This window comes from Streptosporangium sp. NPDC049078, assembly GCF_040648855.1.
In the GTDB taxonomy this organism is placed as follows: domain Bacteria; phylum Actinomycetota; class Actinomycetes; order Streptosporangiales; family Streptosporangiaceae; genus Streptosporangium.
This window is the reverse complement of sequence record NZ_JBEZEL010000006.1, coordinates 199,454-214,737: the sequence shown is the minus strand read 5'-3', so window position 1 is coordinate 214,737 and position 15,284 is coordinate 199,454. Positions and strand designations below refer to the sequence as shown.

At 71.5% G+C, this 15,284-nt stretch carries 16 protein-coding genes; 3 read left to right on the top strand and 13 right to left on the bottom strand.

Annotated features, from left to right (window positions below):
• Positions 1 to 32 precede the first annotated feature (32 nt).
• Entirely contained in the window at positions 33 to 575 is a 543-nt protein-coding gene (locus AB0B90_RS12150; RefSeq protein WP_350948152.1) for a Uma2 family endonuclease, read from the bottom strand.
• A gap of 131 nt (positions 576 to 706) precedes the next feature.
• Positions 707 to 1,165, bottom strand: coding sequence for an ATP-binding protein (locus tag AB0B90_RS12145; RefSeq protein WP_350948151.1), 459 nt, complete (start codon positions 1,163 to 1,165; stop codon positions 707 to 709).
• A gap of 222 nt (positions 1,166 to 1,387) precedes the next feature.
• On the opposite strand from AB0B90_RS12145, the gene AB0B90_RS12140 reads away from it, so the two are divergent.
• The 3 genes from AB0B90_RS12140 (at position 1,388) to AB0B90_RS12130 (ending at position 4,211) form a co-directional block, all read left to right on the top strand.
• Entirely contained in the window at positions 1,388 to 1,999 is a 612-nt protein-coding gene (locus tag AB0B90_RS12140) for a hypothetical protein (RefSeq protein WP_362922397.1), read from the top strand.
• A 283-nt stretch (positions 2,000 to 2,282) separates the two neighbouring features.
• Positions 2,283 to 3,686, top strand: coding sequence for an RNA-guided endonuclease IscB (gene iscB, locus AB0B90_RS12135; protein ID WP_362922395.1), 1,404 nt, complete (start codon positions 2,283 to 2,285; stop codon positions 3,684 to 3,686).
• 30 nt (positions 3,687 to 3,716) lie between these two features.
• A complete protein-coding gene (locus AB0B90_RS12130; RefSeq protein WP_350950350.1) occupies positions 3,717 to 4,211 on the top strand; it encodes a Uma2 family endonuclease in 495 nt (164 codons plus the stop codon).
• On the opposite strand, the gene AB0B90_RS12125 is transcribed toward AB0B90_RS12130, so the two are convergent.
• From AB0B90_RS12125 to AB0B90_RS12075, 11 genes are all read right to left on the bottom strand, one after another.
• The gene (locus AB0B90_RS12125) at positions 4,195 to 4,758 is read right to left on the bottom strand and encodes an OmpA family protein (RefSeq protein ID WP_350950334.1); all 564 of its coding nucleotides are present in this window, start codon (positions 4,756 to 4,758) and stop codon (positions 4,195 to 4,197) included. The genes AB0B90_RS12130 and AB0B90_RS12125 overlap by 17 nt on opposite strands.
• On the bottom strand, positions 4,742 to 5,377 hold the full coding sequence (locus tag AB0B90_RS12120; RefSeq protein WP_350950335.1) for a hypothetical protein: 636 nt from the start codon (positions 5,375 to 5,377) through the stop codon (positions 4,742 to 4,744). The genes AB0B90_RS12125 and AB0B90_RS12120 overlap by 17 nt, the downstream gene beginning before the upstream one ends.
• 77 nt (positions 5,378 to 5,454) lie before the next feature.
• Positions 5,455 to 8,460, bottom strand: a complete 3,006-nt coding sequence (locus AB0B90_RS12115; RefSeq protein WP_362922392.1) for a BTAD domain-containing putative transcriptional regulator — start codon at positions 8,458 to 8,460, stop codon at positions 5,455 to 5,457.
• The gene (locus tag AB0B90_RS12110; RefSeq protein ID WP_350950351.1) at positions 8,457 to 10,145 is read right to left on the bottom strand and encodes a serine/threonine-protein kinase; all 1,689 of its coding nucleotides are present in this window, start codon (positions 10,143 to 10,145) and stop codon (positions 8,457 to 8,459) included. The genes AB0B90_RS12115 and AB0B90_RS12110 overlap by 4 nt, the downstream gene beginning before the upstream one ends.
• Before the next feature lie 514 nt (positions 10,146 to 10,659).
• Positions 10,660 to 11,430 (bottom strand): imidazole glycerol phosphate synthase subunit HisF, encoded by a 771-nt coding sequence (gene hisF / locus AB0B90_RS12105; RefSeq protein ID WP_350950337.1) that lies wholly within the window; start codon positions 11,428 to 11,430, stop codon positions 10,660 to 10,662.
• Positions 11,431 to 11,479: 49 nt separating this feature from the next.
• On the bottom strand, positions 11,480 to 12,211 hold the full coding sequence (gene priA / locus AB0B90_RS12100; protein ID WP_362922390.1) for a bifunctional 1-(5-phosphoribosyl)-5-((5-phosphoribosylamino)methylideneamino)imidazole-4-carboxamide isomerase/phosphoribosylanthranilate isomerase PriA: 732 nt from the start codon (positions 12,209 to 12,211) through the stop codon (positions 11,480 to 11,482).
• Between the two features lie 4 nt (positions 12,212 to 12,215).
• Positions 12,216 to 12,557, bottom strand: a complete 342-nt coding sequence (locus AB0B90_RS12095; protein WP_350950339.1) for a hypothetical protein — start codon at positions 12,555 to 12,557, stop codon at positions 12,216 to 12,218.
• A gap of 18 nt (positions 12,558 to 12,575) precedes the next feature.
• Positions 12,576 to 13,211 carry an imidazole glycerol phosphate synthase subunit HisH gene (gene hisH / locus AB0B90_RS12090; RefSeq protein WP_350950352.1) on the bottom strand — a complete coding sequence of 212 codons (636 nt, stop codon included), beginning with the start codon at positions 13,209 to 13,211 and terminating at the stop codon, positions 12,576 to 12,578.
• Positions 13,208 to 13,363 carry a hypothetical protein gene (locus AB0B90_RS12085; protein WP_350950340.1) on the bottom strand — a complete coding sequence of 52 codons (156 nt, stop codon included), beginning with the start codon at positions 13,361 to 13,363 and terminating at the stop codon, positions 13,208 to 13,210. The genes hisH and AB0B90_RS12085 overlap by 4 nt, the downstream gene beginning before the upstream one ends.
• A 55-nt stretch (positions 13,364 to 13,418) precedes the next feature.
• On the bottom strand, positions 13,419 to 14,033 hold the full coding sequence (gene hisB / locus AB0B90_RS12080) for an imidazoleglycerol-phosphate dehydratase HisB (RefSeq protein WP_350950353.1): 615 nt from the start codon (positions 14,031 to 14,033) through the stop codon (positions 13,419 to 13,421).
• A gap of 5 nt (positions 14,034 to 14,038) precedes the next feature.
• Positions 14,039 to 15,109, bottom strand: coding sequence for a histidinol-phosphate transaminase (locus AB0B90_RS12075; RefSeq protein ID WP_350950341.1), 1,071 nt, complete (start codon positions 15,107 to 15,109; stop codon positions 14,039 to 14,041).
• Between the last annotated feature and the right edge of the window lie 175 nt (positions 15,110 to 15,284).

The following is a 15,284-nucleotide window of genomic DNA, read 5'->3' as shown; positions in this document are numbered from 1 at the left end:
GGAAGGTCACCGGGCCCGCCGCACCACCGCCGCTACAGGGCGGCCGGATAACCCTCCGTGCCGATCGTCAGCAGCACCGGCTCCGGCAGCGTGAACGGCTTGCCGAAGGAGCTCACGTTCTCGCGGGTGTAGCGGTTGACATCGGGCTCGCTGAACACCCTGATGGTCTCGCACTTCCGGTCGATGATCACGTAGACGGGAATCCCCGTCGAGGCGTACGCCTCCGGCTTGTCGCCGTAGTCCTCGGAACGGGTGTTCTTCGACACCACCTCGATGACCGCCGCCACGATCTCCTTACGAACCGGGTTCTCGTCGTCGCTGAGACTTCCGGCAGGAATGATCACAATGTCGGGCTGCGGCCCCCGATGATCACCCGGAGTCCCGACCCTCATGTCGGGCAGAGCCCACCACGCATCAGAGGGAATCTGACGGATCGTCTCGCTGACGATCAGATTATGGAAGGCGGATGCGGACGCCTGCATCACGATCTTCCCGGCATACCACTCGACCTTGTACCCCTCCCGCTCCGCCGCCAGCGCGAGGAGCTCGCTGAAGGCCCTCGAACTATCTGACATCTCGATTCCTCCCCGCCTCGCCCGCCTCCGATGATGCCAGCGAGCGAGATGCGGCGCCGCATCACACAGATCATCTTCATGCCAGGAAGGGCGCGAAAGACATCACCGCGAGGCACCGAGACCTGAGGCCATCAGACCGTAAGGATCTCGGCCCAGACCGCGTGGCCCTTCGACTGGGTGCCACGGAAGCCGACCCTGGAGGCCAGGGCGGCGACCACGGCCAGCCCCCGGCCGCCCTCGGCGAGCGGGTCGGCGTCGCGGCGCGGGCCGAACCGGGGGGTGGCGCCTCGGCCGCAGTCATAGACGGTGATCCGGACGACCGTCGTCCTGCGGGTCAGCTCGACGATGAACGTCCCCTCAGGGCTCCCGCTGCTCGTGTGCGCGATGGCGTTCGCCGCGAGCTCGGCGACGATCTGCTCGGCGTCGTTCCGGCACGGCGAGTCCTCCAGCAGGAACCGGATGAACCGTCGAGCGACCGGAACCTGATCCATCCGGCCAGGAAAGACCCGCCGGTAGGTCATCCCACCGGGCCGCAGCCCCACCATCGCCTCGATCAGCGCGGGGGCCACATCGTTCCAGACAACGACCATGTCATCTCCTGCGGGACGTCGGGAAATTCACCTCCAGCAGGGTGACCCACCCCGCCCCACCCGGTAACCCCCGCACTCAAAACACCGCACCACCCCACCCTTCGCCCCACTGACCTGCGGAAATACCAACCCCACTCCTCCGGCATCCCCTTCCACCTCACGACTATCGCTCTGCGTAATCAGTCGGATACTATTCGCTCACGTTCGATTCAAGGAGGAGCCATGCCAGGCGAGGGATACCGCACCCTGCTCGACTGCCGTCGCCGCAGCAGGGCGCTGCGCGCCCGCTCGGTCACCTTCGACCAGATCGCCCACATCCTCGCCCTCGATCACGACGTCAGCCCCCTGCGCCTGTACCGCTACGCCCACGGCCGCACCGCCGGCGACGTCGTCGCCGCCCACAACGATCTCGACCCCGCGGGCACCGCCTCCCTCCGCGAGGCCCGCCTCTACGACTACGAGGCCTGGCCCGCCACCGGCCGCCGCGTCCCCGCCCGCAGCCTGCTCACCGACGAGATCTACGCCCGCTACAACGCCGCTCACCGCGACCTCCTCGACCAGGCCGACTACCGCCACCTCGACCCCCATCAGCAGCTCACCCCACCCCCGCCCACCCCGAGCGACGCGATCCTGCCGAAGGGCCGACCGACCGCCCAGGCCCCCCGTCACGAAGGGCTACCCACCTGGACTCTGGCGCCCACCCCAGGCCCCCATGACAGCATTGAACGGCACTTCTCAGGGATCCAGCCCCCCACCCCCGCCCACTGCACCGAACTTCTACGCGCCCTGCGCGCCGAGGAGACGGACGTCGACGACCCCCTCCTGAATGCCTGAAGGAGGGGGCTTGAGGTGCCGCCTGGTGCCTTGAGCCCGTATTGACCAGCCCCAGCCATCACGAACAGGAGGTGCATCCTCGATGGCTACGTTCACCGTAAGACAGCAGACCCACCAGCCCGTGCTTCCTCAGCGGGCTGCTCTGGAATCCGTGGGAGCAGACAACCCGGGTCGGGACGAAACGGCTCACGGACGCGGCTTCGCCGCACCTGGCGGTGGACATGGGCGAGGGGAGACCGTACGGCACGCACCGGCCGTTCGGCGTCACCCCCAGGGCACCGAGGTGTCCGAGGGAGCCAACCGTGAGGTTCACCCGGCCGTGTTCGTCCTCGACGTCCACGGCCACCCGCTCGACCCGTGCCATCCCGCCCGTGCCCGCCGCCTGCTGGCGGCCGGCCGGGCGGTGGTGGTGCGCCGCACCCCGTTCGTGATCCGGCTCAAAGACCGGCTGGTGGCCGACTCCGCCGTCAAAGGCGTGCACGTCGGTATCGACCCCGGCTCCCAGCACACCGGCATCAGTGTGTTCGCCGACCGTGACGGGAGCCGCACCGGCCTGTTCGGCATTCAGCTCGACCATCGGGGCGGGCGGATCCGCGACAGGCTCAGCGCGCGGGCCGCGTTGCGCCGTGGCCGCAGGTCGCGGAACCTGCGCTACCGCGTCCCCCGCTTCAACAACCGCACGAAACCTCAAGGGTGGCTGGCGCCGTCGCTGCGCCACCGCGTGGACACGACGATGTCGCAGGTGACGCGGCTGGCCCGGTGGGCGCCCATCACCGCCGTCCACGTGGAGAAGGTCTCCTTCGACACCCACGCCCTCGTCGCGGGCAAGCCGCTCGAAGGAGGCGAATACCAGCGGGGCACCCTCGCCGGGTACGAGGTCCGCGAATATCTGCTCGCCACGTGGGGGCGCATCTGCGCCTACTGCGGCGCGAGCGGTGTGCCGCTGAACCTCGACCACATCCATCCCCGCAGCCGGGGCGGCTCCGACCGCGTCAGCAACCTCACCCTGGCCTGCATCCCGTGTAACCAGGCCAAGAACGCCACCCCGATCGAAGAGTTCCTGAAGGCCAAGCCCGCACTCCTGGCGAAGATCCTCAAGCAGGCGAAAGCGCCGCTGCGCGACGCCGCCGCCGTCAACGCCACCCGCTGGGCACTGTGGCGGGCACTGCAGGCCACCGGCCTGCCGGTCGCGACGGCCTCGGGCGGGCGCACCAGGTGGAACCGGTCGCGTACCGGCGCCGCCAAGTCGCACACGTTGGACGCCCTGCACGTCGGCCACCTGGAGACCGTGACCGCCTGGCCGTCCACGATCCTGCTGGTCGCGGCGACCGGGCGCGGCACCTACGCCCGCACCACCCCCGACCGCCACGGCTTCCCCCGCCTGGTGCGGCCACGGATCAAACGCCACCACGGCTTCCAAACCGGCGACCTGGTCCGCGCGGCCGTCCCGGCGGGCAAGAAGGCCGGAGTCCACACCGGGCGAGTCCTGGTCCGCTCTTCCGGCTCGTTCGACATCACCACCCGGCACGGCCGCATCACCGGGATCAACCACCGCCATGTCCGCCATCTTCAACGCGCGGACGGCTACGGCTACACGACACAGAAAGAAGCCGATCTCAATGACCGACCGATCAGGACACGCTCGGGCCTCGGCGGCCCTCCCGCCCCCGACTCCTCCCCAGCCTGAAGGCCGGAACATCCTCAGGAGGTTCTGGTGATGACCCCCGCGCCCTCCATACGGCACCAGCGCATCGCCCGCCGTCTCATCAACGCCATCGAGGCGTGCCTTCTGGATCTTGATCTGGACCTGGACGTGGAGGGGCCGGTCAACTACCGCCTCAACTCCGACACCGTGTTCGCCCCCGACGTCGCCGTCTTCCAGCGCGGCACCGACAGCGACCTCTACGTGGAACCCCACGAGATCGAGATCCTCGCGGAGGTCACGTCCACCAACTCCAACCGCGACCGCCTCACCAAGATGAACCGCTACGCCCGGACCAAGTGCGAGTGGTATTGGATCATCGATCAGAACACCCTGTTCATCGATGTCTATCAACTCGACGGCGACCTCTACAGGCAGGTAGCCGCCCCCCGGTACCGCCGCCACCCTGCCCGGCCCCACACCGCAAGACACGCTCAACCGCGAAACAGGCAACACACGCCCAACCTCGAAGCATCACAGAAGCCCCCGAGCCTCACTCTCTGGCGGTGAACACGATCTCCACTCTCCGGTTCTTCGCCCGGTTCTCCTCCAGCGCCCGCCCCTGGACGACGTTGGGCACCCGGGGCCGCCTCTCGCCGAAGCCCTCGACCCGGAAGGTCACACCCGTCAGCGTCCCCTGGAGTGCCTGCCTTACGGCCTGCGCCCGCCGAAGCGAGAGCGCGGCGTTGTAGGCGTCGTCGCCCTGGTCGTCGGTGTGTCCCTCGATCCCGACCGTCCCGCCCGCGGAGTCGGCCCGGACCTTCGCGGCGACCCGCACCAGCCGCTGCTTCGCCCTGGAAGTCAGCACGGCCTTGTCGAGCGCGAACAGCACGTCGCTGGTGAGCGCCACGGTGACCTTCTCGCCCTGCCGCGACTCGCTCTCGGCGCCGTCGAGGGACTCCACCTCGGCGACGACGTCCTCGACGAGCGCGATGACGTCCTCCACCTCGGCCACGGCGTCGTCGCCCGGATCCGCCCACGCGGCCGGCACGAACCCCGTGACGACCAGGGCGAGTCCGAGGAACAGGATCGTGAGGCGCTCAGGAGATCGGGACATCGGTGAACACACCCAGCACCTTGAGGTCCACATTGATCTTCGTGACGTCCGGCGGCGGGGCGGCGAACGTGGCGTGCAGGGGCAGCACCTCGCCGGCCTCGGTGAACACGTCGTAATCGGAGCACAGGCACTTGGCCCGGGGATACTTCCCGGTGCGCGCGACGACGTACCGCTTGCCGTTGACCGGGTCGACCAGGCTGATCCCGGCCACGGTCAGACCGAGGCCGCCCGGGGTGTCGCCCATGTCGCTGTTCATCTGCCACCGGTCGTCGCTGTTGTTGGTGACCTTCCAGGTCAGCGTGGACAGCCGGCCCTGGCGCTTGAGACCGGTGATCTCCACGGTCAGGTCCGCGCCGCTCGCCTTGACCTCCCTGCGGGCGATCACCCTCTCCTGCTCCGCGGGCGCGGGCTCACCGGGATCGCCGGTCGCCGTGGCCTCCGTGACATCCGCCGTACTGGTCGCCCGCTCCTCCGGTGAGCCCTGCGATTCCTGCGATTTCTGCGAGACCGGCTGCCTCTCCTCGCCACCGCCCCCCTGCTGCCCAGGAAGCATCCCGCAGCCGCTCAGCATCGCGGCCGTCACCGCCACGACCGCCACCGGCGTGGTCCCTCTTCGCATCCCGTACCGCCTCCGCCCGTTGTGGATCACATCGAGCCCGACCGTAGGAGATCCGCCTTCAGAAACCGTATAGCGCGCTATACGCGCAGGCCACGGCGCCGCGACACCTCACGGGCGAGCTCTTCGGCCTCGGCGAGGCCGTCCTTGTCGCCGAGAGCGTCAAACTCTCCCACAGCATCCGATACAGCACCAACCGCCCCATTCACCTCATCAAGATCTAAAAGTGCCGCCGCCAGAGTGAGCAGCGCCCGCCCGGCACCCCGGCGGTCCCTGTATTCGCGGAACGTCCCCAGCGCCTCCTCCACGCCCCCGCGGGCGATGTCGGGCCGCCCCTCCGCCAGGGCCACCCTCGCCAGAAGCACCAGCCCCGCGGCCTCGGGGAGCCGGTCCCCCAGACGCCTGACCAGACCGAGGCCACGTTCGGCCCGCTCGCGCGCCTCGGCCACACGCCGCCGCTCCAGATGAAGCCCCGCGAGATCGAGCGAGACGGCCGCCTCACCGCGCGGATCGCCCAGCTCCCGGTAGACGGCGAGACTCTCGCGCAGCAGGTCCTCGGCCTGCCGCGCCCCACCGAGGGCCTGCCGCGCCCCGCCGCCTGCCTGCCGCGCCCCACCGAGGGCACGCAGCGCATCGGCCCTGCCGCGCCGATCCCCCGCCGCCGAGAACGCGGCCAGGCAGGCGACAAAGCAGGCCTCCGCCTCCGAACGCCGCCCCTGGGCGAGACGCACCAGACCGAGCCGGTGGCGGGTGCGGGCCACCTCGTGCGCCTCGGTGAGCGGAAGCGCCCGCCCGAGGGCGTCGGCCGCCTCCTCCAGACGGCCCTCCGTACGGCGAAGGTCGGCCAGGGATCGCAGCAGCAGCGCCTCACCGTGGCGACGGCCTGTGCGCCGGGCGGCCCGCAGGCCGAGTTCCACGACCGTGTTCCAGTCCTCGCGGTACGCGCCCAGCTCGAAGAACGGGGTCAGGTAGAAGGCGAGCCGCCAGGTCGCCTCGTCCAGGCCGGCCCGCTGGAGGTCGGCGACGGCCGCGACCAGAAAACCACGCTCGGCGGCCAGCCAGCGGGCCGACTCCCGCAACCGCGCGGTGTCCAGGTCCGCGGCCTGCTCCGCCGTACGGGCGACGGTCTGGCCGGACCCCGGCTCGGCGGGCAGCAGCAGCGTCCTCGCCCGCCGGGCGCGGTCGAGGATCTCCCCGGTGGCGGCGGCGAGGACCCGGGCGGGCGGTCCCTCCTCGGCCTCCAGGCGCTCGGCGGCGTAAAGCCTGGTCAGGTCGTGGCAGTCGTACCTCTCCTGACCGCTCGCGTCGAGTCCGCGCGAGCGCAGCAGGCCCGCCTCGGCCAATGCCTCCAGCAGCCGCTCGGCGGGCGCCCCGAGAACGGCGGTGGCCGCCCACGGGGCGACGTGGGGCGCGGACAACGCGCCGAGGCGGCGCAGCAGCAGGCGTTCGCGATCCGAGAGCGCGCGGTAGCCGAACGCCAGACTGCCGCGTACGGCCAGATCTCCCGCGCTGAGTTCGTCGAGGCGGCCGCGCTCGTCCTCAAGGCGTCCGGCCAGGTGCTCCAGCGTCCAGCCGGGCCGCCGTGCGAGCCTGGCCCCGGCGATCCTGAGCGCCAGCGGCAGTCCGCCGCACAACACCGCGATCCGCGCGGCCGCCCGTGGCTCGGCCCGCACCCGTCGTTCCCCCACCACCCGCGCGAGCATCTCCACGGACTCGTCGGTGTCGAACACGCCGAGTTCGAAGGCGCGCGCCGCCTCCAGGCCGGACAGCGGCGAGCGGCTGGTCACCAGCGTCAGGCAACCGGGCCCCGAGGGCAGCAGCGGGCGCACCTGAGCGGCGTCGGCCGCGTCGTCCAGCACCACCAGCAGCCGCCGCCCGCTCACCAGGCTGCGGTACAGGCGCGTCCGCTCGGCCAGGTGAGCGGGAACCGCACCCTCGGGGCAGCCGAGTGAGCGCAGCAGGTCCTCCAGCACCGCGCCCGGCGTCCTGGCACCGAGCGAGGCGTACAACCGTCCGCCGGGGAAGTCGAGCCCGCCGGCCGCGTGGACCGCCACCGCGGACTTGCCCGCCCCCGCGGGCCCGTGCAGCACCAGGTGGACGGGCGCGCTCCCCGCGGCGGGCACGGACCGGCGGATCCGATCCAGGACGCGCTGACGCCCGGTGAAGTCGGCGATGTCCGGCGGCGTCTCGTTGGGTACGACCCGCACGGAGACACCCCGCGCCGCCTTGTCAGGCACGATCTCGTTGGGTACGACCCGCACAGGAACACCCCCCGCCGCCTTGTCAGGCACGATCTCGTTGGGCACGACCCGCACAGGAACACCCCCCGCCGACTCGCCAGGCACGATCCGCGCGAGGGCGTCCCCCCTCAGCACGCGCTCGTGTGCCCGGTTCAGTTCGGGACCCGGCTCAAGGCCGAGCTCTTCGACGAGCAGCCGCCGCGCCTCCCGGTAGGCGCTCAGCGCCTCCGACCGGCGCCCCGCCTGGCCGAGCGCGAGGACGAGCTGTGCCCACGCCCGCTCCCGCAGGGGATGCGAGGTCACGAGCGCGCGCAGTTCCCCCGTCACCTCCGCGCCACGTCCGAGCGCCACGTCCAGTTCGACGCGCTCTTCGAGCGCGGTGAGCCGCAGTTCCTCCAGCGGTAGGGCGTACGCCCGCCGCAGTTCGGCGGAGTCGACGTCGGCCAGCGCGGGTCCCCGCCACAGGGCCAGGGCGGCACGCAGCTCGCGGGCCGCCTCCGCGCTCATGCCCGCGTCCCTGGCCCGCCTGCCCGCGGCCACCAGGCGCTCGAACCTGTGCGCGTCCACCTGCTCGGGGTCGACGTCGAGGAGGTAGCCGCCGGGCACGGTGCGGATCCCGTCGACGAGCTTGCGCAGCGCGCTCACGTACACCCGCAGCACCGGTTCCGCCGAGGCGGGCGGCTCCTCTCCCCACACCTCGGCGATCAGCCGCCCGACGGTCAGCGTCCGTCCCGGCCTCAGCAGCAGGGCGGCCAGAAGCGCGCGGTGCTTGGCGGGGCCGGGCGTCAGGTCACGCTCGCCCTCGACGACCCGCAGTGCTCCCAGCACCCCGAACCGCACGCTCACCCCTCCGCCGGGCGTACCTCGAACGACTGGAACCCGACCCGGACGGGTGTGGCCGTGTCCGGTGCCGCGTGGACGCCGACGGCTCCGGGGCCGTAGGGGTCCTGAGCGTCCTCGGTCTCCCCGACCGGCTCCTCGTTGAGCCACATGCCGAGGACGACCCGCTCGCCCTGCTGCGCGCATCGGGCGACGACCCGGTTGTCAGCGGATTTCCTCATCCGTACGGGTCCGTGCAGGACGACACCCCGCCCGTCGTGCCGCTTGGTGATCGATGCCTCGCCCGAGGCGGTGACCGTGAACTCGTAGCGGTCTCCGGTATCGGCGTCGCCGCGACACCACACGCCGAACTCCCCCGAGCCTTCCCGTAGCCGCATCCTGGAGCTGACCACGACACCCCCGGCGGAACCCTCGGAGAAGGGGGCGGACTTCCACAGCCGCCATCCGGGATTGGCGGTCAGCAGGTAGACCCCGCCGTCCAGCTCGGTGCTGCCGCCGTCGGACGCGCCGACGGCCCACGACTCGGCGAAATCGGCATGGTACGGCGACGTGGGCGCGCCTGAACCGGCGTACAGCGTCACCCCGCTCACCAGGACCGCCACGAGCACGGCGACACCCGCCGCCCAGGGCCACCGCCGCCTTTCAACGACCGCGACACCGGACCGTCCGGGCTCTCCGACCACAGGCGGTGCCCCGACCACGACCGATCCCCCCACCGCAGCCTGCTCCCCGGACAGCACCGGTCCCCCGATCACGACCGGTTCCCCGGACACACCCGATCCCCCCGGCACACCCGGCCCTCCGGCCACGCCCGGTCCTGCGGCCACCGCCGAGCCCTCCCGCAGGCCCGCTCCCCCGGGCGCGACCGGCCCCCCGCCCGCCCAGGCGCGCTCGACGACCTGACTCGCCGTCGCCGGGGTCGGCCGGCCGCCGACCAGCTCGTCCAGCAGACGCTGGGCGCTCGGCCGCCGCGCGGGGTCCTTCGCCATCGCCCTCTCGACGACGGCGCGCACGCTCTCGTCGAGACCTTCGAGGTTCGGCCCGTCGTTGACGATCCGGTAGAGGACCTCGGACGGCGAGCCACCGCCGAACGGCAACCGTCCCGTGCCGGCGAACGCGATCACCCCGCCCCACGCGTACACGTCGGCCGCCGGCGTGAGCGGCTCACCGCGCACCTGCTCGGGCGCCATGAACGCGGGGGTGCCCAGGATCGCCTGGCTGGCCAGGCTCTCGGTGTCGACGAGTTGCGCGATGCCGAAGTCGATCACGCGCGGGCCGAGGGGCGAGAGCAGCACGTTCGACGGTTTCAGGTCGCGGTGGATCACCCCGGCCCCGTGGATCGCGTGCAGCGCTGTCGCGATTCCGACCGCGAGCGCCTCCAGGTTGGCGCCGGTCAGCGGCCCCTGCTCGCGTACGGCCTGCGCCAGGTCGGGTCCCCTGACGTACTCGGTGACGAGGTAGGCGACGCCGTCCTCGACCCCGGCGTCGAGCACCGGGGCGGTGCAGAACCTCGCCACCCTGCGCGCCGCCGCCACCTCGCGGTCGAAGCGCCGCCGGAAGGCGGGGTCGCGGGCCAGGTGCGGATGGATCACCTTCACCGCGGCCAGGCTCCCTGCGGGGGTCGCGGCGAGGTGCACCACGCCCATGCCACCCCGGCCCAGCTCACGTCTGAGCACGTAGCCGCCGATCATGTTCACCGGAGTCACCCTATGCTGTCAAATCCGCGCACACCGGCATTTTGTACACCAAAGAGCTCAACCCTGAGCTCCTTTCCGCAGTGGCGCTTCAGCTACGGCGATCATCCAACAACCCTCCCCGCACGAAGGCTTCAGCGTGGGAAAGCACCCTGGGCGGCCGGAAACGGAGCGACTACGGCCCGCACCCTCACGCGACGGAGCCGCCGTGCGCGGAGGCGGGCCGGTGTTCCGGGCGGCTTATAAAAAAGCGCAACCCCAAGCGCTCGAGCAGGCCGGAGGCCTGAACCACCAGACCCTCACCACGACGGCCGCCCGGAGCACCGGCCCGCCGCAGCGCGAACCCCGCCCGACCACCCCGGAACCGACCCGCACGTCCCCCGGAACGACCGGCACGTCCCACCACCCCGGAACCGACCGGCACATCCCCCGGAAACCCGACAACGCCCACACGCCAAGAACCTCACCCACCCCGCCACGACCACTTCGCCGTACAGCGAAACAAACAAGGTCAGCGGACCGGATGCCCCGCCACCCTCAGCGTCTCCTTGACATCGCCGATCTTGAGCTGCCCGAAGTGGAACACCGACGCCGCCAGCACCGCGTCCGCCCCCGCCTCGACCGCGGGCGGGAAGTCCTCGACGGCACCGGCCCCGCCGCTCGCGATGATCGGAACCGACACCTCGGCCCGTACGGCCCGGATCAGCTCCAGGTCGTAGCCGTGACGCGTACCGTCACCGTCCATGGAGTTGAGCAGGATCTCCCCCACCCCGAGCTCCTCGCCCCGCCGGGCCCACTCCACCGCGTCGATGCCGGTGCCCCGGCGTCCGCCGTGCGTGGTCACCTCGAAGCCGGACGGCGTCGGCGGGCCGTCGACGATCCTGCGGGCGTCCACCGACAGCACGATGCACTGCGCCCCGTAGCGCCGCGACGCCTCGGTCAGCAGCTCGGGCCTCGCGAGGGCCGCCGTGTTCAGGCTCACCTTGTCGGCGCCGGCCCGCAGCAGCCTGTCGACGTCCTCGACCGCGCGCACCCCTCCGCCCACGGTGAGCGGGATGAACACCTGCTCGGCCGTCCGGCTGACCACGTCGTACATCGTCGACCGGTCGGAACTGGAGGCCGTGATGTCCAGGAACGTCAGCTCGTCGGCCCCCTCCGCGTCGTAGCGACGGGCCAGCTCCACCGGGTCGCCCGCGTCGCGCAGGTTCTCGAAGTTGACGCCCTTGACCACCCGCCCGGCGTCCACGTCCAGGCAGGGGATCACTCGTACCGCGACAGTCATCGCGAAGGCCCCGCTTTCAAGTATGGGAAGGAAGTCATCCGAAGACCCCTCACGAACTCGCGGCGGCGACGACGGCGAGGGCGTCTTCGAGGGTGAACTGCTGCGCGTACAGCGCCTTGCCCACGATGACCCCCTCGACGCCGATCGGGACGAGCGAGGCCAGCGCGCGCAGGTCGTCCAGGGACGAGACGCCGCCGCTCGCGACCACCGGCGCGTCGGTGCGGGAGCAGACCTCACGAAGCAGGTCGAGGTTGGGGCCGCGCAGCGTGCCGTCCTTGGTGACGTCGGTGACGACGTAGCGGGAGCAGCCGTCCTTCTCCAGCCGGGCCAGCACCTCCCACAGGTCGCCGCCCTCCTGGGTCCAGCCCCGGGCGGCCAGCGTGGTCCCCCGCACGTCAAGACCGATCGCGACCCGGTCACCGTACTCAGAAATGATCTTGGAACACCAGGCGGGGTTCTCCAGCGCCGCGGTGCCGATGTTCACCCGGCGGCAGCCGGTGGCCAGCGCGAGCTCCAGCGAGGCGTCGTCGCGAATGCCGCCGGACATCTCCACCTTCACGTCGAGCGCGCCGACCACGGTGGCGAGCAACTCGCGGTTGCTGCCCCGGCCGAACGCCGCGTCCAGGTCGACCAGATGGATCCACTCGGCACCGGCCTCCTGCCAGGCGAGCGCCGCGGACAGGGGATCGCCGTACGACGTCTCGGTGCCGGCCGCGCCCTGGACCAGGCGGACCGCCTGACCGTCGGCGACGTCCACGGCGGGGAGCAGCTCAAGCGTCATCTGTTCAAGACCTCCGGTCGAAGACAAGGGTGATGAGAAGCGGTAGCAACAACAAAGAGAGGACAAGCGCCCCGAACCGGGCCGCCCACGAGGACCACAACAACCAGACGATCACCTGGACGATCAGGAACAGCACCGCCGCGACACCGTTCTGCGTCCGGCGGCGGCGGGCCATGATGCCGCCCTGGGACACGATGCGCACCGGCCTGCCCGGCAGCAGCGCGACCACCCTGCCGACCCGCTCGCGCCGCCGCGCCAGGCGGGCCTCCCGCTCGGCGCGCAGAGCCGCCTGGCGTGCCTGCTCGGCCTCCCGCTCGGCTCTGCGCCTGGCCCGCTCCTTGCTCATCGAGAACTCACCGGACGCTCACGCGAGGGTCCCGAGCCAGTTCGTGAGCAGCTGAGCACCGGCGTCGCCCGACTTCTCCGGGTGGAACTGGGTGGCCGCGAGCGGGCCGTTCTCCACCGCCGCGACGAACGGCACACCGTGCTCGGCCCAGGTGACCAGCGGATCGGGGAAACCCGGTCCCGCCTCCAGCTCCCAGGAGCGCACGCCGTAGGAGTGCACGAAGTAGAAGCGCGTCTCGGCGTCGAGCCCGGCGAACAGCGCGGTCTCGGCGGGCGCCTTGACCGTGTTCCAGCCCATGTGCGGCAACACCGGAGCGTCCAGACGCTCCACCGTGCCCGGCCACTCCCCGCACCCCTCGGAGGTGACGCCGTGCTCGACGCCCGTCTCGAAGAGGATCTGCATGCCGACGCAGATGCCGAGGACCGGCCGCCCCGCCGACAGGCGCCGGCCGATGATCCGCTCACCCCGCACGGCGCGCAGCCCCGTCATGCACGCGGCGAACGCCCCCACCCCCGGCACGACGAGGCCGTCGGCCTCCAGCGCCGCCTCGTAGTCGGCCGTCACCGTGACCTCCGCCCCGACCCTGGCCAGCGCGCGCTCCGCGGAACGGAGGTTGCCCGAGCCGTAGTCGAGAACGGTCACCTTCTTCTTCACCACCAGAGCACCGCCGCCGTGGTCGCCAGGGCCGCGAGGGCGGCGAGCAGCACCGCGCCCTTCTTCAGACCCTGTTTGAGGAATGAGACGATCCCGCCGACGAGGAAGAGGGCCACGAAGGCCATCGCGACGGCCGTCCAGTTGTCACTCACCGGCGCCTCCCCCTCCCCTCGCGAGAAACCCCGCGAGAACTTCCGCGAGAGAAGGTCACAGCACGCCCTTCGTACTGGGCACCCCGGTGGCGCGCGGGTCGCGCTCGGAGGCCGCCCGCAACGCCCTGGCCAGCGCCTTGAACTGCGCCTCCACGATGTGGTGGGCGTTGCGGCCGTACGGGACGCGCACGTGCAGGCAGATCGCGGCCTGGGCGACGAACGACTCCAGGATGTGCCTGGTCATCGTCGTGTCGTACTCCGCACCGATCATGGGCGCCATGCCCTCGGGCTCGCTGTGCACGAGGTAGGGGCGTCCCGACAGGTCGACCGTGACCTCCGCGAGCGACTCGTCCAGCGGGCAGGAGGCGTTGCCGAACCTCCGCAGGCCCGACTTGTCGCCCAGCGCCTCGCGGAACGCCGCCCCCAGCGCGAGCGAGGTGTCCTCGATCGTGTGGTGGGCGTCGATGTGCAGGTCGCCCTCGGTCTTCACGGTCAGGTCGAACAGCCCGTGCTTGCCGAGCTGGTTCAGCATGTGGTCGAAGAACCCGACACCGGTGGACACCTCGACGTTCCCGGTGCCGTCGAGGTCGACCTCGACCAGCACCGAGGTCTCCTTGGTGACGCGCTCGACGCGACCGCGACGCGGTGCGACCACGACACCGTCAGTGATGCTGCTCACAGGATCTCCTCCAGGGCGGCGCGGAACGCCGCCATCTCCTCAGGGGTACCGATCGAAACTCTCAGCCACCCGGGCGGGCCCACCTCACGGATCAGCACGCCGCGCTCCAGCATGCCCCGCCACACCGCGTGCCGGTCCTCGAAGAGCCCGAACAGCACGAAGTTGGCGTCCGAGTCGGCGACCGTCAGCCCCCGGCCGCGCAACCACTCCACCGTCGCGTCCCGCTCGGCCCGCAGCGCGTCGACCGCGCCGAGCAGCTCGGCGCTGTGGGCGAGCGCGACCCGCGCCGCCGTCTGGGTGAGCGTGGACAGGTGGTACGGCAGCCGGACCAGCAGCAACGCCTCGATCACCGCCGGGTGGGCCGCCAGGTAGCCGAGCCGGGTCCCGGCCATCGCGAACGCCTTGGACATCGTCCGCGTGACGATCAGCCGGGGATTGTCCGGCAGCAGCGTCAGCGCCGACGGGGTGCCACCGCGGGCGAACTCGAAGTATGCCTCGTCCACCACCACCATCCCCGGCGCCGCCGCCACGATCGCGGCGATCACCGCCGGGTCCAGGGCGGTGCCGGTCGGGTTGTTGGGCGAGGTCAGGAAGACGACGTCCGGCCGGTGCTCCTCGATCGCGGCCACGGCCTTGCCCGGGTCGATCCCGAAGTCGTCCTCACGCGCCCCGGAGATCCACTCGGTGGAGGCCCCGGTGGTGATGATCGGGTGCATCGAGTAGGAGGGCTCGAAGCCCATCGCGACCCGGCCGTGGCCGCCGAAGGCCTGCAGGATCTGCTGGAGCACCTCGTTGGAGCCGTTGGCCGCCCAGACCTGCTCCACGGCCAGGCCGTGCCCCAGGTACGAGGCCAGATCCCCGCGCAGGGCGAGCGCGTCACGGTCGGGGTAGCGGTTGAGCTCGCCCGCCTGGGCGCGTACGGCCTCGGCCAGGTCGGCGACGAGGGACGCGGAGGGCCCGTACGGGTTCTCGTTGGTGTTGAGCCTGACCGGGACGTCGATCTGGGGGGCACCGTACGGCGTGCGCCCCCGAAGGTCGTCGCGGATCGGCAGGTCTTCAAGCCTCACGCCGGGATCTCCCAGTCGAATCGTGCGCGGATCGCCGCGCGCCCGGTGAGCACGGGCCGGGAGGTCCTCACGAGGGCACCTCCCAGTCGAATCGTGCGCGGATCGCCGCGCGCCCGGTGAGCACGGGCCGGGAGGTCCTCACGAGGGCACCTCCCAGTCGAATCGTGCGCGGATC

Bases quoted from the DNA above. Each gene is read 5' to 3' on its own strand.
- AB0B90_RS12095 (WP_350950339.1), bottom strand. From the start codon at position 12,557: ATGAGCAAGGAGCGGGCCAGGCGCAGAGCCGAGCGGGAGGCCGAGCAG.
- hisF (WP_350950337.1), bottom strand. From the start codon at position 11,430: ATGACTGTCGCGGTACGAGTGATCCCCTGCCTGGACGTGGACGCCGGG.
- AB0B90_RS12150 (WP_350948152.1), bottom strand. From the start codon at position 575: ATGTCAGATAGTTCGAGGGCCTTCAGCGAGCTCCTCGCGCTGGCGGCG.
- AB0B90_RS12120 (WP_350950335.1), bottom strand. From the start codon at position 5,377: ATGCGAAGAGGGACCACGCCGGTGGCGGTCGTGGCGGTGACGGCCGCG.
- AB0B90_RS12110 (WP_350950351.1), bottom strand. From the start codon at position 10,145: ATGATCGGCGGCTACGTGCTCAGACGTGAGCTGGGCCGGGGTGGCATG.
- AB0B90_RS12130 (WP_350950350.1), top strand. From the start codon at position 3,717: ATGACCCCCGCGCCCTCCATACGGCACCAGCGCATCGCCCGCCGTCTC.
- AB0B90_RS12140 (WP_362922397.1), top strand. From the start codon at position 1,388: ATGCCAGGCGAGGGATACCGCACCCTGCTCGACTGCCGTCGCCGCAGC.
- priA (WP_362922390.1), bottom strand. From the start codon at position 12,211: ATGACGCTTGAGCTGCTCCCCGCCGTGGACGTCGCCGACGGTCAGGCG.
- AB0B90_RS12145 (WP_350948151.1), bottom strand. From the start codon at position 1,165: ATGGTCGTTGTCTGGAACGATGTGGCCCCCGCGCTGATCGAGGCGATG.
- AB0B90_RS12125 (WP_350950334.1), bottom strand. From the start codon at position 4,758: ATGTCCCGATCTCCTGAGCGCCTCACGATCCTGTTCCTCGGACTCGCC.